The 17,274-nt window shown below is 64.0% G+C and carries 18 protein-coding genes; 5 read left to right on the plus strand and 13 right to left on the minus strand.

Annotation, left to right across the window (positions count from 1 at the left end):
- Positions 1 to 245: 245 nt before the first annotated feature.
- Positions 246 to 1,280: an aspartate-semialdehyde dehydrogenase gene (locus tag NKJ26_RS12720; RefSeq protein ID WP_352603058.1), complete on the minus strand. Its 1,035-nt coding sequence runs from the start codon at positions 1,278 to 1,280 to the stop codon at positions 246 to 248.
- A gap of 105 nt (positions 1,281 to 1,385) precedes the next feature.
- Complete coding sequence (locus tag NKJ26_RS12725; RefSeq protein ID WP_352695510.1) at positions 1,386 to 1,517, minus strand: hypothetical protein; 132 nt, start codon at positions 1,515 to 1,517, stop codon at positions 1,386 to 1,388.
- Between the two features lie 199 nt (positions 1,518 to 1,716).
- On the opposite strand from NKJ26_RS12725, the gene NKJ26_RS12730 reads away from it, so the two are divergent.
- The 3 genes from NKJ26_RS12730 to NKJ26_RS12740 all read left to right on the plus strand — a co-directional run bounded on the left by NKJ26_RS12730 (position 1,717) and on the right by NKJ26_RS12740 (position 5,374).
- A complete protein-coding gene (locus tag NKJ26_RS12730) occupies positions 1,717 to 3,591 on the plus strand; it encodes a DEAD/DEAH box helicase (RefSeq protein ID WP_352695512.1) in 1,875 nt (624 codons plus the stop codon).
- A gap of 322 nt (positions 3,592 to 3,913) precedes the next feature.
- Positions 3,914 to 4,627, plus strand: a complete 714-nt coding sequence (locus NKJ26_RS12735) for a DUF805 domain-containing protein (protein WP_352695514.1) — start codon at positions 3,914 to 3,916, stop codon at positions 4,625 to 4,627.
- A 75-nt stretch (positions 4,628 to 4,702) separates the two neighbouring features.
- Positions 4,703 to 5,374, plus strand: coding sequence for a DUF805 domain-containing protein (locus NKJ26_RS12740; protein ID WP_352695515.1), 672 nt, complete (start codon positions 4,703 to 4,705; stop codon positions 5,372 to 5,374).
- Here the strand turns inward: NKJ26_RS12740 and NKJ26_RS12745 are convergent.
- The 10 genes from NKJ26_RS12745 to NKJ26_RS12790 all read right to left on the minus strand — a co-directional run bounded on the left by NKJ26_RS12745 (position 5,364) and on the right by NKJ26_RS12790 (position 14,991).
- Positions 5,364 to 5,846 (minus strand): GNAT family N-acetyltransferase, encoded by a 483-nt coding sequence (locus tag NKJ26_RS12745; RefSeq protein WP_352695516.1) that lies wholly within the window; start codon positions 5,844 to 5,846, stop codon positions 5,364 to 5,366. The two genes, NKJ26_RS12740 and NKJ26_RS12745, sit on opposite strands and share 11 nt — an antisense overlap.
- Positions 5,847 to 5,850: 4 nt before the next feature.
- Positions 5,851 to 6,954, minus strand: coding sequence for a 3-isopropylmalate dehydrogenase (gene leuB, locus NKJ26_RS12750; protein WP_352695517.1), 1,104 nt, complete (start codon positions 6,952 to 6,954; stop codon positions 5,851 to 5,853).
- A gap of 169 nt (positions 6,955 to 7,123) precedes the next feature.
- Positions 7,124 to 7,474, minus strand: coding sequence for a VOC family protein (locus NKJ26_RS12755; protein ID WP_352603044.1), 351 nt, complete (start codon positions 7,472 to 7,474; stop codon positions 7,124 to 7,126).
- A gap of 11 nt (positions 7,475 to 7,485) precedes the next feature.
- Positions 7,486 to 7,869 carry a RidA family protein gene (locus NKJ26_RS12760; protein ID WP_352603042.1) on the minus strand — a complete coding sequence of 128 codons (384 nt, stop codon included), beginning with the start codon at positions 7,867 to 7,869 and terminating at the stop codon, positions 7,486 to 7,488.
- A 310-nt stretch (positions 7,870 to 8,179) separates the two neighbouring features.
- The gene (locus NKJ26_RS12765) at positions 8,180 to 9,109 is read right to left on the minus strand and encodes an Ivy family c-type lysozyme inhibitor (RefSeq protein WP_352695519.1); all 930 of its coding nucleotides are present in this window, start codon (positions 9,107 to 9,109) and stop codon (positions 8,180 to 8,182) included.
- Between the two features lie 90 nt (positions 9,110 to 9,199).
- Complete coding sequence (gene leuD / locus NKJ26_RS12770; protein WP_027025714.1) at positions 9,200 to 9,805, minus strand: 3-isopropylmalate dehydratase small subunit; 606 nt, start codon at positions 9,803 to 9,805, stop codon at positions 9,200 to 9,202.
- 169 nt (positions 9,806 to 9,974) lie between these two features.
- Positions 9,975 to 11,141, minus strand: a complete 1,167-nt coding sequence (locus NKJ26_RS12775; RefSeq protein WP_352695520.1) for an NAD(P)/FAD-dependent oxidoreductase — start codon at positions 11,139 to 11,141, stop codon at positions 9,975 to 9,977.
- A gap of 23 nt (positions 11,142 to 11,164) precedes the next feature.
- Positions 11,165 to 12,754: a sensor histidine kinase gene (locus NKJ26_RS12780; RefSeq protein ID WP_352695522.1), complete on the minus strand. Its 1,590-nt coding sequence runs from the start codon at positions 12,752 to 12,754 to the stop codon at positions 11,165 to 11,167.
- Complete coding sequence (locus tag NKJ26_RS12785; protein ID WP_352695524.1) at positions 12,745 to 13,437, minus strand: response regulator; 693 nt, start codon at positions 13,435 to 13,437, stop codon at positions 12,745 to 12,747. Before NKJ26_RS12785 ends, NKJ26_RS12780 begins: the two co-directional genes overlap by 10 nt.
- Before the next feature lie 3 nt (positions 13,438 to 13,440).
- Entirely contained in the window at positions 13,441 to 14,991 is a 1,551-nt protein-coding gene (locus NKJ26_RS12790) for a DUF4153 domain-containing protein (RefSeq protein ID WP_352603070.1), read from the minus strand.
- Positions 14,992 to 15,585: 594 nt separating this feature from the next.
- On the opposite strand from NKJ26_RS12790, the gene NKJ26_RS12795 reads away from it, so the two are divergent.
- Both NKJ26_RS12795 and NKJ26_RS12800 read left to right on the plus strand, forming a co-directional pair.
- Positions 15,586 to 16,479: an HpcH/HpaI aldolase/citrate lyase family protein gene (locus NKJ26_RS12795; protein WP_352603034.1), complete on the plus strand. Its 894-nt coding sequence runs from the start codon at positions 15,586 to 15,588 to the stop codon at positions 16,477 to 16,479.
- An 83-nt stretch (positions 16,480 to 16,562) separates the two neighbouring features.
- Entirely contained in the window at positions 16,563 to 16,769 is a 207-nt protein-coding gene (locus NKJ26_RS12800; RefSeq protein ID WP_027025708.1) for a DUF1737 domain-containing protein, read from the plus strand.
- Between the two features lie 21 nt (positions 16,770 to 16,790).
- Here NKJ26_RS12800 and NKJ26_RS12805 read toward each other — a convergent pair whose 3' ends face one another.
- The gene (locus NKJ26_RS12805; RefSeq protein WP_352603032.1) at positions 16,791 to 17,213 is read right to left on the minus strand and encodes a metallopeptidase family protein; all 423 of its coding nucleotides are present in this window, start codon (positions 17,211 to 17,213) and stop codon (positions 16,791 to 16,793) included.
- Positions 17,214 to 17,274: the final 61 nt, after the last annotated feature.

Here is a 17,274-nt window from a genome sequence, read left to right on the forward strand (position 1 = left end):
CCGCTGACAACCAGGGTCTTGATGAGGCCGAGGCCGGCTGAAACAACAACGGGCGAGGCCGGTCGACCCCCACTCCGGCCCTTCGGGCCACCTCTCCCCCGATCGACGGGGGAGAGGAAGGGCATCAATGTCCTCGCAAACCTTTCAACACCACCCGGCCAAAGGGCGAGCCCGCGACTGCGGGCCGCCGGTCGTCCCCGCGCAGGGCCAGCCGCGTCAGCGGCGGTGCGGCCCGTGAGCGAGAATCAAGCCGCCTTCTTCTTCGGCTGGATCAGGCCGCGCTCGACCAGCAGCTCGGCGATCTGCACCGCGTTGAGCGCCGCGCCCTTGCGCAGATTGTCGGAGACGATCCACATCGACAGGCCGTTGTCGATGGTCGAATCCTCGCGGATGCGCGAAATGAAGGTGGCGTCCTCGCCGGCCGATTCCAGCGGCGTGATGTAGCCGCCGTCCTCGCGCTTGTCCAAGACCTGGCAACCCGGCGCATCGCGCAGGATGTCGCGCGCCTCGTCGGCGGTGATCGGCTTTTCGAACTCGATGTTGACCGCTTCCGAATGGCCGATGAACACCGGCACCCGCACGCAGGTCGCCGTCAGCTTGATCTTGGGATCGAGCATCTTCTTGGTCTCGGCGACCATCTTCCACTCTTCCTTGGTAAAACCGTCGTCGAGGAAAACGTCGATATGCGGAATGACGTTGAAAGCGATGCGCTTGGTGAACTTCTTGACGTCGACCGAGTCGGCGACGAACACGGCGCGCGTCTGCGTGAACAGCTCGTCCATGCCTTCCTTGCCGGCGCCCGAGACCGACTGGTAGGTGGCGACGACGACGCGCTTGATGGTGGCCGCGTCATGCAGCGGCTTCAGCGCCACGACGAGCTGCGCCGTCGAGCAGTTCGGGTTGGCGATGATGTTCTTGCGCGTGAATAGCGAGATCGCGTCCGGGTTCACTTCCGGCACGATCAACGGCACGTCCTGGTCGTAACGAAAGGCCGACGAATTATCGATGACGACGCAGCCCTGCTTGCCGATCTTCGGCGACCATTCCTTGGAGACGTTGCCGCCGGCCGACATGATGCAGATGTCGGTGTCGGAAAAATCATATTGGTCGAGCGTCCTGACCTTCAGCGTGCGGTCGCCGAACGACACTTCGGTGCCCTGGCTGCGCCGCGAGGCGAGCGCCACGACTTCGCTTACCGGAAAGCCGCGCTCTTCCAGTATGTTGAGCATTTCCCGGCCCACATTGCCCGTGGCGCCGACTACCGCAACCTTGAAACTCATAAGATCTCCTGTCCCTCTCCGCTTGGTTGTTGGAGAAAACCCGCCGGCCAATGCGGGTTCCGTCCCCCGGGCCGAACCCGGGAGAGGGTGGTTAGGCCAAGGGAATCACACCGTTTTGGTGGTCGTTTTGGCCGTAGTTTTGGTTGAACGCAGGAACGCGTGCGTCGACGGTCCACGAACCACATTGCCATGGCCGGCGAAGTCGAGTGCATAAAGCGCCATCAAAAGGCCGCGCATCGAAACTATCCTGTTCGGTGCCGGCTTTTACGCGCTTTGCGTCGAGAGTCAATCGTGATGCGCGCGCGGTTTCGCGCCGTGCCCTGTACAATGGCTGCCGCACGAAGTACGAACGTCCAAGATTGTTTGGCTGGCGCAGCGCCAGCCCTGGTATGTGCTCCACGATGAGCCCAGAACCCTCCAAATCCGAAAGAGTGAGATGTCCAACTTCGAAGCTATCGTTCCAGCGCTTGCCAGGGCGCTGGAAAAACGCGGCTATTCCGAACTGACGCCAGTACAGAAGGCGGTCCTGGCCCCCGAGCTCGGCCAGGCGGATGCGCTGGTGTCGGCGCAGACCGGCTCCGGCAAGACCGTCGCTTTCGGCCTGGCTTTGGCGCCTACCCTTCTGGACGGCGCCGAGCGCTTTGCCCATGCCGCCGCGCCGCTGGCGCTGGCGGTGGCGCCGACGCGGGAGCTGGCGCTGCAGGTGACGCGCGAACTGGAGTGGCTCTACGAGCTGACCGGCGCCACGGTGGCGTCCTGCGTCGGCGGCATGGACATGCGCACCGAGCGGCGCGCGCTGGAGCGCGGTGCCCATATCGTCGTCGGCACGCCCGGCCGATTGCGCGACCACATCACCCGGCACTCGCTCGACATGTCGGCGCTCAAGGCGGTGGTGCTCGACGAAGCCGACGAGATGCTCGATCTCGGCTTTCGCGAGGACCTCGAATTCATCCTCGACGCAGCTCCGGCCGAGCGCCGCACGCTGATGTTCTCGGCCACCGTGCCGCGCTCGATCGCCACCCTGGCCCAGGGTTACCAGCGCGATGCCGTGCGCATTTCGGCCGCCGGCGAGGAAAAGCAGCATCTCGACATCGAATACCGGGCGCTGAGCGTTGCCCAGGCCGACCGCGAGAACGCCATCATCAACGTGCTGCGTTTTTATGAGGCGAAGAACGCGCTGGTATTCTGCAACACCCGCGCCGCCGTCAACCATCTCACCGCGCGCTTCAACAACCGCAATTTTTCAGTCGTGGCGCTTTCGGGCGAACTCAGCCAGAACGAGCGCAGCCACGCGCTGCAGGCGATGCGTGACGGCCGCGCCAAGGTGTGCATCGCCACCGATGTCGCGGCGCGCGGCATCGACCTGCCCAACCTCGAACTGGTCATCCATGCCGACCTGCCGACCAATCCGGAAACGCTGCTGCACCGCAGCGGCCGCACCGGCCGCGCCGGGCGCAAGGGCGTCAGCGCGCTGATCGTGCCCAACAGCGCCCGCAGGCGCACCGAACGGCTGTTGCAGAACGCCAAATTGACAGCGACATGGGCCAGCCCGCCCTCGGCCGACGACGTGATCCGGCGCGACGACGAGCGCATCCTTGCCGATCCGGCTTTCGAAGCGCCGGTGAAGGATGACGAGCGCGGTTTCATCGACGCGCTTCTCAGCCGGCATGGCGCCGAGCAGGTGGCGGCCGCTTTCGTGCGTCAATGCCGCGCCAGCCGCTCGGCGCCGGAGGATCTCATGGAGATCGCGCCGTTCACGCCTTCGCGTGAAAAACCGGGAGGCGAAAAGTTCGCGCACCGCGACGAGGCGCCCGGCCGTCGCGACGATTTCGGCGCCAGCGTCTGGTTCTCGCTGTCGGTCGGACGCCGGCAGAATGCCGAGCCGCGGTGGCTGATCCCGATGCTGTGCCGCACGGGCGGCATCAGCAAGCGCGAGATCGGCGCCATCAAGATGCAGCCGGAAGAGACTTACGTGCAGATCGCCGCCGACTGGGCCGACCGCTTCCTCACGGCGATCGGTCCCGACCGCAAATTGCAGGGCAACATCGCGGTCAAGCGGCTCGACGGCACGCCCGATTTGTCGCGAGCCGGCTATCAGCCCCCAAGCCCTGACAAGAAACCGCATCGCGGCAAGGCGCCGTTCGACCCCAACGCGCCGAAGCGCAAATTCGAGAAGCGTGCACCGGCATCGGCCGATCAGCGCCCCGCCGGCGCATTCGAGGCAAAGCCATGGTCTAAAAAGCCGGGCAAGCCGAAATTCGAAAACACCGGCGCGCCGAAGCACAAGAAGGCGAAGAAGCGGCCGGACTGAACCTTTCGCCGCATTCTGGTTCGTCGGAACGGCGGCTTCAGACAAACAACAGGCCCCGGCTGATGTTGGCCATTAATCGCGAGTGTCGGCGCCGCCCCTCATCGCCCTGCCGGGCACTTCTCCCCGTATAGTGACGGGGAGAAGAGGCTGACCGCAACCTCGGCGCCTATTCTGCAGTGCTGGTGATTGGCGAAACCATTGATGAGAGCAGGCAAGGGGCGGCGCCACCCGCCCCGTAAGGAATGACGGGCGAATTCAACCTGAAGCGCTTGCCCCTTGCCATTCGCCGGAACTTTGAACAGTCTGGAACGGGGGGCGGCTCATGCGCGGCGAAGTGCTTCACTATGACGAGGACCAGGGCTTCGGCTTCATCACCGGAGCCGATGGCAACCGCTACACCTTCACCCGCGAGAACCTGCGCCGGGAAACCGCCATGACCAACGGCACGGCCGTCGAGTTCCAGCCGGGCGGCGGCCAGGCGCGGGATGTCTTTTCGATCGCCGGCCTCGCAGCCAGCCCACCTGTCGGTGCTCTCCCGCCGGCCGCGGCACTGACCCGAGCCGGCAATGCACCGGCAGCAGGCGCACCCCGGCCGCAGCATTTCGGCCGGTTCTCGGAGCCCGCTGAATCCACCGGGCTGTGGAGCTATTTCCGGCGCGGCGTGACGCAGAACTACTTCAATTTCGCCGGGCGCGCCCGCCGTAAGGAGTATTGGAGCTATTGCCTGTTCTGGACCATTGCGTTGCTGGCGGTCATCGGCATTGGCGTTTTTGCCGATGTCGAGACGGGCAATCTCGACAGCGCCGAGATGCCGGCGGTGACGATCGGGCTTTTCGTCGTCTTCCTGCTGGCCACGGTCCTGCCCAGCCTCGGCATGACCGTGCGCCGGCTGCACGACATCGGCCTGTCGGGCTGGCTCTATCTGCTGATTCTCGTCCCGACCATCGGCAGCCTGATCATCCTGGTCTTCGCGCTGATCCCGACACAGGCCAGGGAAAACCAGTGGGGACCGGTGCCGGCGGGCGTCAGAACGTAGCGTAGGCGTGCATGTTGCAATTGTAAGCAACCCTGAGTAGTATTTGCACGACGCTATGTGAAACGGGGGCAGAGCATGCGCGGCACGGTGTTCCACTATGACGAGGGTCAGGACTACGGTTACATCAACGGAATCGACAGCAAGCGCTATATCTTTTCCCGTATCGATCTGAGCCAGGAACTGCCCCTCGTCAGGGGTGCTCTTGTCGAGTTCCAGCCGGACGACGGCACTGCGCACAACATCGTCGCCGTGGCCTTGGCCGCACCGCCGTCAAGCACTGGTCAGCCACGGCAGACCGGCCGTTCCGCCCGAAGCCGGCCCACCTACTCCACAGGGCTATGGGCTTACTTCTGGCGTGCGGTGATTGCGGATTACAGCAATTTCAACGGACGCTCCCGACGCAAGGAATTCTGGGCCTTCTGGCTATTATACACCCTGGGGATCTTCGCGTTTTTCGCCTTCGGAATACTTGTTGACCTGGCGATCAACGGCTTCGAAACCAACGCGGACAGGACGCCGATTGGGTTCATAGGGTTCATACCCGCCCTGGTTTTCTTTTCGGGATTGATCCTTCCCTGGATTGCGCTCCTCGTGCGGCGTGTGCATGACGCCGGCCTGAGCGGCTGGTTTGCCACGCTCTGCTTCATCCCGGTCATTGGGGGCATCGCCCTGCTAATCTTCGGGCTTATGCCGCCTCAGCTGGGCGAGAATCCTTGGGGACCGGTGCCGGCGGGCGTCAGGGTTTGACCGCCGCCAGCGCCTCGCCCGAAAGCCTGAGAAAGATCTTCTGGCCGTGGCGTTCGGCGCCAAGCCGGTCGTAGAAACGCAGCGCGCCCTCGTTCCAGTCTTCGGTGGTCAGGTCGATCCGGCCGATACCGTTGTGCCGGCAGTGGTCGGCGAGGAAACCGATCAGCGCCCTGCCGACGCCGACGTTGCGGGCACTCTTGCGCACGAACAGATCCTTCAGGAACAGCAGCCGTTCGAGATCGATGCCGGGATGCGCGATCGCCACCGAGGCGAGGCCGCCGACCTCTCCCTCGACGAAGGCAAGCGCGAAATGCGGATAGGCCGGACTTTCCTCGCCAAGCCATTTCCGTGCGGCCGACAGAGCCCGATCGGCAGCAAGAGGCGGCTGCCGGTAGTGCACCGCCATCTCGCACAAGACATCGGCGAGCGCCGGCGCGTCCTCGATCGTCGCCCAGCGGACGTCGATCGCCATGGGATCAGCCCAGGAATTTGGCGATGATCGCGTCGCCCATCTGAACGGTGCCGACCTCGGTCATGCCCGGAGAGAGAATGTCCTTGGTACGAAGGCCTTCGTCGAGCACGGCGGCGATCGCGCTTTCCACGCGGTCGGCTTCATCGACCATGCCGAAGGAATAGCGCAGGCACATGGCGAAGGAGGCGATCATGGCGATCGGGTTGGCGATGCCCTTGCCGGCAATATCCGGCGCCGAGCCGTGCACCGGCTCGTAGAGCGCCTTGCGCTTCTTGGTCTTCACGTCGGGTGCGCCGAGCGAGGCCGAGGGCAGCATACCGATCGAGCCGGTCAGCATGGCGGCGATGTCGGACAGCATGTCGCCGAACAGGTTGTCGGTGACGATGACGTCGAACTGTTTTGGCCAGCGCACCAGCTGCATGCCGCCGGCGTCGGCCAGCATGTGGTCGAGCTTGACATCGGCATAGCGTGCCTTGTGGGTCTGGGTGACGACCTCGTTCCACAGCACGCCCGACTTCATGACGTTGCGCTTCTCCATCGAGGTGACGCGGTTCTTGCGGGTCCGCGCCAATTCGAAGGCGACGCCCGAAATGCGCTCGATCTCGAACGTGTCGTAGACCTGCGTGTCGATGCCGCGCTTCTGGCCGTTGCCGAGATCGATGATCTGCTTGGGCTCGCCGAAATAGACGCCCCCGGTCAATTCTCGCACGATCAAGATGTCGAGCCCCTCGACCACTTCCTGCTTGAGCGAGGAGGACGCCGCCAGTGCTGGATAGCAGATGGCCGGGCGCAGATTGGCGAACAGCTCCATGTCCTTGCGCAGGCGCAGCAGGCCGGCTTCGGGGCGCACCTCATAGGGCACGGCATCCCATTTCGGGCCACCGACGGCGCCGAACAGCACCGCGTCGGCCGCCATCGCCTTTTCCATGTCGGCATCGGAGATCGCCGCGCCATGCGCATCGTAGGCGCAGCCGCCGACCAGGCCGTCCTCGGTGGTAAAGCCGCTGCCGAGCCTGTCGTTCATGGCTGATATCAGTTTCTTGACCTCGGCCATGGCCTCCGGACCGATGCCGTCGCCGGCGAGCAGGAAAAGATGCTTCGTTGCCATGGAGAAACCGTCCCAGAAAGAATTGAACCGCGGCCTTGCTAAACGCCAAGCGGTTGCGACGCAAGGGGACGAAGAACGCTGCGATGAAGGACAACCCCATTCGTTGGCGTTCCTTCGCTGTCCCGCCAACATCTCCAGATCTGCAGTCGTCTCGGTGTTTTGCAGATATTCACCGATGCGAGAGAATGTTGACCAGCCGGCCGAATGGGTCGCGGACATAGAAGCGCCGCACGCCCCAGGGTTCGTCGGCCGGTCCGTATTCGATGGCGAAGCCGGCCGCCTTCATGGCTTCGAGCGCCGCATCGACATCGTCGACCTCGATCGACAGGTCCGGCACCGGCGTGCCCGAGCCTCCTTGCGCCATGAAGCTGATCTGCACGTTCATTTTTTCTTGCGAGCCGTAGGTGGCGATCCAGCCAAGGTCCATCAGCAGATCGAGGCCGAGCACGTCCTGGTAGAAGCGCTTCGCCGCCGCGATGTCCTGTGTGCCTATGTTTGCAACGATGCGTCGGACTTTCATGGCACGGAACCTCAGATTGTGCGCCGCAGCGCGGTCACCTCGATCTCGATCTTCATTTCCGGTTTGTTGAGCTGGCAGACGATCATCGTCGCCGCCGGCCTGATCTCGCCGAACGCCTCGCCGAGAATGGGGAAGACCATATCGACGAAGGCCTGGTCGGTGACATAGTAGTGCGCGCGCACCACGTCGGCCATGGCGAAGCCGCCGTCCTGCAACGCCTTGGCGATGGTCGCCAGGCAATTGCGCGTCTGCGCCTCGACCGTGTCCGGCATGGTCATCGTCGCGTAATCGTAGCCGGTCGTCCCGGACACGAAACACCAGTCGCCCTGCACCACGGCGCGCGAATAGCCGGCGGTCTTTTCGAATGGCGACCCGGTGGAGATAAGTTTTCGCATGGGTCCTCGCAGGATTATTGGCGACCATTTTGCAGGGAAAATGTGCGCCAGCCATGGGCCAACGTGGACAGATCGGCGGTGCAAACCTTGTCGATGTCGGCGGGACAGTGTCCAGCCGATAGATAGGTAACAGCAGCGCCCCCCTCTGCCCTGCCGGGCATCTCCCCCACAAGGGGGAGATCGGCTCCTCCGGGTTAGCCAATCTCGAACCCTGCAAGGCGAGCGGGACGGCGAAAAGGCAAATCTCCCCCCTCGTGGGGGAGATGTCCGGCAGGACAGAGGGGGGCGCGACGGATCGCGGCCTATGTTCCTAATTCGGCGACTCCAGCGCCTTGTCCAGCGCTTCCTTCACGTCGGCCGGCCATGTTGCCACTGGCGGCCAGGCGTCCGGTTCGGGCTTGTCGCCGCGGCGGGCGAAATAGAGCTTGTGCTGGGCCGGGTCGACCGCCATGAAGCCGTCATTGCCGCCGCAGTCATGCGGCACGCAGCCGCTGGCGTAGAAGGCGCCCGACGCCGTCTTTTCGGTGCCGCCGCCGACCAGCAGGCTGGTCGCCATATCGGGTATGTCCTTACCGAGTAGTTTTTCGGCTTCCCTGTAGACAGCTTCGTTGTGGAAAGCGTCGATGATGTTCTGGAACTTTTCCGGATCGATGTCTTTCCAATCGGTGCCGGGCTCCGGCATATAGGTCAGATTGCCCGAGATCGTCAGCCCGTCGGTTGGCGACCATTGCAAGGCCGGCTTTGCATCGCCCGGCAACAGATAGGGTACGAAATAGATAGCGCTATCGGAAACCGCCGATGGCGGTGCGCCGCACTCGTCCTGCTCGACTGTCGTGCTCTGGATGGTACCGCCTTCCGGCTTCCAGACGATCACCGTGGCCGGCCCGCACTGATTGCCGCCGTCGCCGACATCGAACAGCGCCACCTTCATGCCGCCGACCTCCACGATCTTGTCGAAGAAGACGTCGTAATTGCTGGCCAGCTGCTGGCCGTCATAGGCGAGCACCTTCTCGCCATCCTGCTCCGGCTGAGTGATGGTCAGCTGGCCGCCCTCGAACGGCACGGGCGCTTGGCGATCGTCATCGGATGCATCGGCGGCGTCCGCTGCCTGATCCGCCGCGGGCTTTTCGGCCGCCGGCGTCTGCTGCGTGGCCGGCGTCTGCGTCTGCGCGTGAGCGCCCGCGACAGACAGAAGGGCAAGAGCCAGCCCGCAAGCGCCGGCAACAAGCGAACGTGTCATGATGATCCTCCGTTTCGTCGGATCATAGCCGGTCGCCGCGGAAACGGAACACCGGTTGCACTTGGCAACGGTCCGGGTGTGTTGAGCCTATCAGGCCCAGGGGCGCTGTTCGGCGTTCTTCTTCTCGAACGAAGCGATGGCGCCGGCCTTTTCCATGGTCAGGCCGATGTCGTCGAGACCGTTGAGCAGGCAGTGGCGCTTGAAGTCGTCGAGATCGAATTTGACCACGCCGCCGTCAGGGCCGCGGATCTCCTTGGCTTCGAGGTCGACCGACACCGTCGCGTTCGAGCCGCGCGAGGCGTCGTCCATCAGCTTTTCGAGGTCTTCGGGGCTGACGGTGATCGGCAGCACGCCGTTCTTGAAGCAGTTGTTGTAAAAAATGTCGGCGAACGAGGTCGAGATGACGCAGCGGATGCCGAAGTCGAGCAGCGCCCATGGCGCGTGTTCGCGCGAGGAGCCGCAGCCGAAATTGTCGCCGGCGACCAGGATCTGCGCCTTGCGGTAGGCCGGCTTGTTGAGCACGAAATCCGGATTTTCCGAACCGTCGTCATTGTAGCGCATTTCGGCGAACAGGCCGGTGCCGAGCCCGGTGCGCTTGATCGTCTTGAGATAATCCTTCGGGATGATCATGTCGGTGTCGACATTGACGATCGGCATCGGGGCGGCGACGCCGGTGAGCTTGGTGAATTTTTCCATGGCTTTTGCCCGTGTTTTCGTTGCGGGGAATTTGCTGAGGCCGGTTTACACAAAGCCGCGGGCAAATAAAAGGCAATCGTTTGTGCGTGCCGGCACAAGCCCCGCCACGCGAAACGGCTTCGAATTCGCCTCCCGGTGGTGCAGCGGCGCGGCGCCGAAGCTGGCCGCCTCAAATCACGTTCAATTCCCGGAACGCCCGCCCCTCGGCCACGCGCCCATAGCCAAACGCGGAGCAATCGACAGTTCGGTAGCCGCCATGGACGATCAGCTCGGCCAGCGCCTTGCCCACCGCCGGTGCCTGCTGCAGGCCGTGGCCGGAAAAGCCGTTGGCGAACAGGAAGTTGCCGACTTCGGGATGCGGGCCGATCACCGCGTTCTGGTCGAGCGTGTTGTAGTCGTAATGGCCGGCCCAGGCACGTGTCGGCTTGATCGCCTCGAAGGCTGGAATGCGGGTCGCCAGCACCGGCCAAATCACCTCTTCGAACAACGGCCAGTCGACCTCGAAATCCTGGGGATCGGCGGGGCCGTCGCTCTCTTCCGGCTCGGCGCCGCCGGTGATGTAGACCGAGCCTTCCGGCCTGACATAGATGCCCGAGGGGTCGACGAGCAGCGGCATATCGGCGTATTTCTCGCGCGCCTCGAAGACGAAGACGTTGCGCTTGCGCGGCTCGACCGGCAGCGCCAGCCCGGCAAGAGCAGCCACCTTGCCGGCATTCGGCCCGGCGGCGTTGATGATGGTTCCAGCCTGTAAAGTCTCGCCATTGTCGAGACTGACGCCAGTGACGCGGTCGCCCTGCCGCTCGATGCCGGTGACATCGGCGGTAATGAAATCGATCTTCTTCTGCCGCAATGCCTTGCGGAACAGCATCAGCATCGCATGCGCGTCGAACCAGCCCTCGCCACTGCGGCCATAGGCGCCGGCGGTGATGCCCTCGGCCGACAGCCACGGGAAGCGGCGCACCAGCTCGTCGGCGTCCTCGAGCACGATATCGGCGCCCTCGGCCATCTGCGCGTCGTGGTTTGCCTTGAGGATCGGCAAACCGTTCTCGCCGGCCAGGATGAGATAGCCGCCCTCGCGAAAGCCGATATCGGCATCAGTGCCGAACTCTTCGGTCAGCCGCCGGAACAGTTTCAGCGTGAACTGCGACAGGCGGATGTTTTCGGGGATCGAAAACTGCTGGCGGATGGAGGCGCAGGACAATGTCGTTGCCGCATGAGCGAATTGCGGATCGCGCTCGACCAGCGCGATCGAGCCGGAATAACCTTCCTCGCGCAGATAGTAGGCGATCGAGGAACCGACGATGGCCCCGCCGATGATGACAATGTCGTAGCGCACTCTTTGCTTCTCCAAGCCTGGTTTCACACAACCGGCAAAATGATCTCGAAGCGCGTGCCGCGTTCGGAGTCAACCAGCCTGATCGTACCATCATGCGCTTTCAGGAGGGCCAGTACGATGCCGAGGCCCATGCCGGTGCCACCGGAATCACGCCGTGTGGTGAAAAATGGCTCGAAGATGCGCGTCCGGTTGCTCGGTGAGATGCCGGCGCCGTCGTCGCCGACCAGGATGGTCGCTCTGCCTTCGGCGCTGGCCGCTGTGACCGAAACCAGGGTCGAACCGTGGCGGGCCGAATTATCGATGAGATTGGCAAGCACGATCACCGCGTTCTCGGCCGATATGCGCAAGCCGATATCGCCGCCGGCCTCGACGCGAGCCGCCAGCCTGTTATCGACGGGCAGCAGCGCCAGTGCCGCACTGATCGAAGTGCTTTCGCCGCTCGGCGCAAGGTTTTCGGCACGCGCCAGGTCGAGCAGCCGACGGACCAGCAGATTGAGCCGTCCGGCATCGGTGACGATATTGTTGGAAAAACGCCGCCGCTCGGTTTCGTCCATCGCCGCGCCGGAATCGCGCATCAATTCGGCCGCGCCCTGGATCGCCGTCAGCGGCGATTTGAGCTCGTGCGAGACATGGGTGGCAAAAGTCTGGATGCTGTCCGAGCGCGCCTGCAATTTTTCCGCCATGTCGAGGAAGGCGGCGGAAAGCTCGGCCATTTCATATGTGCCGTGGTGGTCGAGCGGCCTGATCGCACCGCGATCGCCGGCGCCGATCCGCCGCGTGCGGTCGATCAGCGCATAGATCGGCCGGCTGACGGTGCGCAGGAAGACAAGGCCGATGAGCAGCGTGCCGCCGAGGATGGCGATCGCCGCCAAGGTCACCTTGCCGCGCTCGCCATAGAGATGTTTCATGATGTTGTTGGGTGTTCGCGACACATAGACCACGCCAGCGACCTGGCCAGCGACGGCCACCGGGAGGGCGACGAAGACCCGCACCTTGGTGCCGCGGCTGACCGAATAGAGCGGTGGCGCCGGCTGGTCGGGGATGCGCAGCCTGAGCGCACTGGCATAGTGGCCGGCAAGTGCGGCCCGCACCTCCTCGACCTCGCCGAGCGACTGCCCGACCTCGCCACGTCCGGCAATGACGACGCCCGTGGGGTCGAGCAGCCGGAAGCCGGCCAGCGTGGTTTTCTGCGTGGCGTCGAGTATGCCGGACAGGCGCGCGCCGATCGCCGCGAAGGGCGGATCGGGAATCGCGGCCATCGCCGCGGGCCGGGTCGGAAGCACGGTATCCGAGGCGAGATCGAGACGCGGCTCGATCGGCCGGTAGTCGGGAGTGGCGCTCCGGCTCGGGTTCGCCTGCGGCATCGGCACGCCGAGCTTCTCCGGCGGGATGCCGGCATCGCGCACATCCCGCGCATAGATGGCGGCGATGGCAGCCCCTTGCGCGATCAGCTCCGCCTCGGTCTGCCGGATCAGCTGGTTTTCGTAGAGCCGGAAGAAGAACAGCCCGACCAGCGGCAGGGCCATGACCATGACCAGGATGGCGACGACGACCGTGGCCAGGCGAGGCCGCCATTTGCGGCCGATCCATTTGTGCGAGGCCGTCAGCCGCATCGGCCTAGCCGGAAGCCGACGCCGTGCACCGTCTCGATGGCATCCAGGCAGCCCACCGCCGCCAGCTTGGCGCGGATGTTGCGGATATGGCTGTCGACCGTGCGGCCGGCGACATGGATGTTGGCGGCATAGGCGCTGGCCATCACCGCGTCGCGGTCGAGCACATGGGTCGGGCGCGCCAGAAACCCCTTCAGGATCGAGAATTCTATCCCCGTCAGCGCAAGTGGCCTGCCGTCGAAACTGGCGGCATGGCTGGCCGGCGCCAAGGCGAGTTTTCCCTGCGCGAACTGCTTGTCGGCGGCCTGTTCCGGCCGCATTGGGCGGGCGCGCCGCAGGATGACATTGACGCGGGCGACCAGCTCGCGCGGGCTGAACGGTTTCGTCACATAGTCATCGCCGCCCATTTCGAGCCCGAGGATGCGGTCGATTTCTTCATCTCGCGCGGACAGGAACAGCACCGGCACGTCGGATGTGTGGCGCAACCGCCGGCAGACCTCCAGCCCGTCCATCTCCGGCATGCCGATGTCGAGCACGACAAGGTCGGGCGTGCGCCGTTCGATCGCCCGCAGAGCGGCAGCGCCATCGGGAACGGCAGCCGTGCTCATGCCGGCCTTTTCCAGCGCAAAGCAGATCACTTCGCGGATATGCGGATCATCGTCGGCGACAAGGATGTGATGCGGCATGGATCAGCGGCCCGGCCCGTAAGGTTCGATATGCTGAGGAACCACGAGCGGCCCCTTGGTGTCGAGAGTGCGCTTGAGCCGCCGGTCGCGAAAGCTCCAGGCGCGCCAGTTTTCCTGGATGGCGCGATACCGGCCTTCGTCGCTGCTACGCAGGCCTGCGAGTTGACGGAAGGCCGGATCGTCGGCGGCAGCCGTCCTCCCCTGATGACCGAGGAAGCGATCGAGAGCCGGAAACGCGCCCGGGCCAAGCGAGCGCAGATACCAGGCGTCGAGGGGAATGCCCTGGCCGGTCATTTCGAGGGAATGGTCGACATTGTAATTGGCGATCAGCGCGGCGAAGTTCATGAAGCAGCAGGCATAAAGCGTCACCGAAAACGTCAGAAGATTGGCGGACAACAGCCACTCATTGGATTTGCGAAGTGCGATGCGGGCGATGATCAGGGCAAGCCCGGCCGCCACCAGCCCCATCCAGACGAAAGCGGCGACGCGCAGATAGGTCAGGGAATAGATGCCGATATAGAGATCGAGCCGCAGGATCGACGAGATGACGAGCATGATGTTCTGCGCGACCCAGGCATAGACCAGCCGGCGGATGAGCGGATCGGCTGATGCCGCACTTTCGGGCCGCAGCGCCGACAGCACGAAGCCGGCGGCAAGCAGGGCGGTGACGATCAAGGGATAGGCGCCGCGATGCGCATAGGCGGCATAGGTCAGCCCGTTGGGAAGAGTGACTCCGCCCCAGAGGTAGGTGGCATCGAGCGCGGTCTGCAGCGCAAACAACGTATTGAAGATAACAAGCGCGCGAAGGATGGCGGGTTTGCCGAACAGGATGTCCTCGATCGTGGTGACGGTCGCCTTTGATCGAGCGCTGATAGCGATCGCCGTCGGCGCACGCGGGATACGGCGGAACAGGCGCGGCAAGCGTGGCCGCAGAAACGCCCAGACGCCGACGAGCACGAAAAGCCAGAAGGCAAGCCGCGCGAGCTGGATGAGATCGAGCAGCTTCAGCAGGTCGATCAGCGACAACCAATAATCGATGACCGGATTGGCGGCGCCGAACAGCGCCAGGAAGACGGCGCCCAATGTCAACGGCATCGCCCAGACGGCGATCGCCGCCAGCCGGACGCGGCGCCGGCTGAACCGGCGCGCCGTCTTGCGCCAGCGGATGAAATCGGCGGCGAACCGGAACGGCATCGCCAGCAGGAAAAGCGCGATCTGGCCGGCAATGCCGGCAGTGCGGTGTCGCAACCGCCCGCCGAGCGAAAGCGCGAAGACGATCATGGCAACAAGCGCTGTTGACACCGACAAGGCGCTTACAGTCTCGGCAAGCGGCAGCAATGCAACAAGCAGCGCAAGGGGCTTGGTCCAGAGCCTGCCGTCGCTGAAGGCTGCTGGATGCACAGCCACGACCGCGGCGGCAATCAGCATGGCGAACAGGAAAACCGTGATGCCGACGGGCTGGCCGTAGAACAGAAAATCCGCAAGTGCTGCCAGCAGCACGGCGGAACCGAGGCGGCTGCAATAGCTCGGCGGGGCGGTGAACAAGGATGTCATGACCTGGTCTTCCCCGTGGCTTGCAACCGGATGATCGGCGGGCGCTTGCCGGCAATGGCTGAGATCGCGGGTTTCGCTGGCGGCGGATCGATCAGCCACCAGCTTTCGCCGCGCAGCCGGCAAGGCAGGGACGGTGTTTTGCTCGCTTTTGCATGCCGCCTGTCTCGCAGGCGGGCAGGGAAGCGATGCGGCGGATCCGAGGAGGTTTTCCGCAAGCCTGTGCAGTTTTCGTGCAAAGACCAAAGCTGCCGATCTCCCCACTTGTGGGGGAAGGATCGAGGCTTCATTCCAGTTCAGGTTCCTCTCCCCCGTCGATCGGGGGAGAGGTGGCTCGGCGAAGCCGAGACGGAGTGGGGGTCGACCGTTCATCGACTGATTGCCGCTTGCCTGGAGTTTTCTTGCTCGCCGGGTTTGTGTCTGTCTTGCGGCGGCTGCGCGTTGGGCGAATGGCTTCCCCCACTCCGTCGCTGCTTTGCAGCGCCACCTCTCCCCCCTCCGGAGGGAGAGGAAGGGCACCAACGTTGGCGAGCCCGCGCTTTTCCTCTCCCCTCCCGCACGCTTGCCTCCACCCGCCACAGGCGGCATAGATCCGATATGACCGATACCTACCGCCCGCGCCGCTCGGTGCTCTATATCCCAGCCTCCAGCGACAAGGCGCTGGCCAAGATCGCGCAGCTTTCCTGCGACGTGATCGTCATCGACCTCGAGGATGCCGTCACCCCGGCCGACAAGATCGCCGCCCGCGAAAAGCTGGCGGGGATTTTCGCCGCCCGTCCAGTTGCCAGCCACATTAGCCGCGGTTGCGAGATGATCGTGCGTGTCAACGCGATGGCCAGCGAATGGGGCGCCGCCGACTTGCTGGCCGCCGCCAACTGCGAGCCGGACGGCATTCTTTTGCCCAAGGTCGACACGCCGCGCGACCTGCTCGAGGCCGGCGATGTGCTCGATGATAATTTTGCTCCGGACAGCGTGAAATTGTGGGCGATGATCGAGACGCCCAAGGCGCTGCTCAACATCGGCGCCATTGCCGAACTTGGTCGCGACCCAGCATCCAGATTGGCTTGTTTCGTTGCCGGAACGAACGATCTGGTCAAGGACACCGGCGTGCTGGCGACGCCCGACCGCCGCTATATCGTGCCGTGGCTGATGCAGATGGTGCTGGCCGCGCGGGCCGGCGGTATCGACATGCTCGACGGCGTCTCCAACGATTTCCGCGACCTCGATGCTTTCGCCCGCGAATGCACGGAAGCCGCCGCCATGGGCTTCGACGGCAAGACCCTTATCCATCCGGCCCAGATCGAAGCCGCCAACCGCGCCTTCGCGCCATCGGCGGAGGCGGTGGCCGAGGCGCGCCTGGTGAAAGACGCCTTTGCGCTTCCGGAGAACAGCGGCAAAGCTGTGCTTGCGCTGAATGGCAGGATGGTCGAGCGGCTGCATCTGGTGCAGGCCGAAAAACTGCTGGCGAAGGCGGCCGCCATCGGCCAATGATTGAGCATGAAAACGGCAATCGGTTTTCGGAACAGATCATGCTCGACCCAAGGCCGCTCGTTCTTCACGACAGGGACTGAAAAATGAAACTCTACCGCTTTCTGACCGCCCAGGACGATGCCAGCTTCTGCCACAAGGTGACGGCGGCGCTGAACAAGGGCTGGCACCTGTTCGGCTCGCCGACCTATGCCTATGACAAGAAAGCCAAGTCCATGCGCTGCGGCCAGGCGGTGGTCAAGGATGTCGAGGGTCAGGAATACGGGCCGGATACCAAGCTTAGCGATTGGTAGCTTTCGCTGAAGCTTAGGACCTTATTCCACCGCCTCTTCGATCTTCTCCATATCATCGTCCGACAGGCCGAAATGATGCCCGATCTCGTGGATCAGCACATGGGTAACGATGTCGCCCAGCGTCTCTTCGTTTTCGGCCCAGTAGTCGAGCATGGCGCGGCGATAGAGCGTGATGCGGTTCGGGCCTTCGCCGGTCTGCGGGTTCCAGCGCTCGGCAATGCCGCGCCCCTCGAATAGGCCGAGCAGGTCAAACGGCGTTTCCAGCGACAGATCGTCCATGATTTCGTCGGTCGGGAATTCGGCGATCTGAATGACGATCTCGCCGGTCAGCTTGCGAAAATCCTCCGGCAGATGGGCGTAGGCCTCCAGCGCCAGGAACTCCATTTCCTCCATCGAAGGCGAAAGCTCGTCGTGCCAGGTGCGTGTTTTGTAGATGCGGGCCATGCGGTGTCCTTTGATCCGGCATATAGGCTTTCAGGCCGGACTCGGCAAATGACGCGGCTGA

The organism is Mesorhizobium sp. M0152 (assembly GCF_040322415.1).
Classification (GTDB): Bacteria; Pseudomonadota; Alphaproteobacteria; order Rhizobiales; family Rhizobiaceae; genus Mesorhizobium.

Bases quoted from the DNA above. Each gene is read 5' to 3' on its own strand.
- NKJ26_RS12800 (WP_027025708.1), top strand. From the start codon at position 16,563: ATGAAACTCTACCGCTTTCTGACCGCCCAGGACGATGCCAGCTTCTGC.
- NKJ26_RS12725 (WP_352695510.1), bottom strand. From the start codon at position 1,517: ATGCGCGGCCTTTTGATGGCGCTTTATGCACTCGACTTCGCCGGCCAT.
- NKJ26_RS12790 (WP_352603070.1), bottom strand. From the start codon at position 14,991: ATGACATCCTTGTTCACCGCCCCGCCGAGCTATTGCAGCCGCCTCGGT.
- NKJ26_RS12720 (WP_352603058.1), bottom strand. From the start codon at position 1,280: ATGAGTTTCAAGGTTGCGGTAGTCGGCGCCACGGGCAATGTGGGCCGG.
- NKJ26_RS12745 (WP_352695516.1), bottom strand. From the start codon at position 5,846: ATGGCGATCGACGTCCGCTGGGCGACGATCGAGGACGCGCCGGCGCTC.
- NKJ26_RS12795 (WP_352603034.1), top strand. From the start codon at position 15,586: ATGACCGATACCTACCGCCCGCGCCGCTCGGTGCTCTATATCCCAGCC.
- NKJ26_RS12755 (WP_352603044.1), bottom strand. From the start codon at position 7,474: ATGAAAGTCCGACGCATCGTTGCAAACATAGGCACACAGGACATCGCG.
- leuD (WP_027025714.1), bottom strand. From the start codon at position 9,805: ATGGAAAAATTCACCAAGCTCACCGGCGTCGCCGCCCCGATGCCGATC.
- NKJ26_RS12805 (WP_352603032.1), bottom strand. From the start codon at position 17,213: ATGGCCCGCATCTACAAAACACGCACCTGGCACGACGAGCTTTCGCCT.
- NKJ26_RS12765 (WP_352695519.1), bottom strand. From the start codon at position 9,109: ATGACACGTTCGCTTGTTGCCGGCGCTTGCGGGCTGGCTCTTGCCCTT.
- NKJ26_RS12760 (WP_352603042.1), bottom strand. From the start codon at position 7,869: ATGCGAAAACTTATCTCCACCGGGTCGCCATTCGAAAAGACCGCCGGC.
- NKJ26_RS12780 (WP_352695522.1), bottom strand. From the start codon at position 12,754: ATGCGGCTGACGGCCTCGCACAAATGGATCGGCCGCAAATGGCGGCCT.
- NKJ26_RS12740 (WP_352695515.1), top strand. From the start codon at position 4,703: ATGCGCGGCACGGTGTTCCACTATGACGAGGGTCAGGACTACGGTTAC.
- NKJ26_RS12730 (WP_352695512.1), top strand. From the start codon at position 1,717: ATGTCCAACTTCGAAGCTATCGTTCCAGCGCTTGCCAGGGCGCTGGAA.
- leuB (WP_352695517.1), bottom strand. From the start codon at position 6,954: ATGGCAACGAAGCATCTTTTCCTGCTCGCCGGCGACGGCATCGGTCCG.
- NKJ26_RS12735 (WP_352695514.1), top strand. From the start codon at position 3,914: ATGCGCGGCGAAGTGCTTCACTATGACGAGGACCAGGGCTTCGGCTTC.
- NKJ26_RS12785 (WP_352695524.1), bottom strand. From the start codon at position 13,437: ATGCCGCATCACATCCTTGTCGCCGACGATGATCCGCATATCCGCGAA.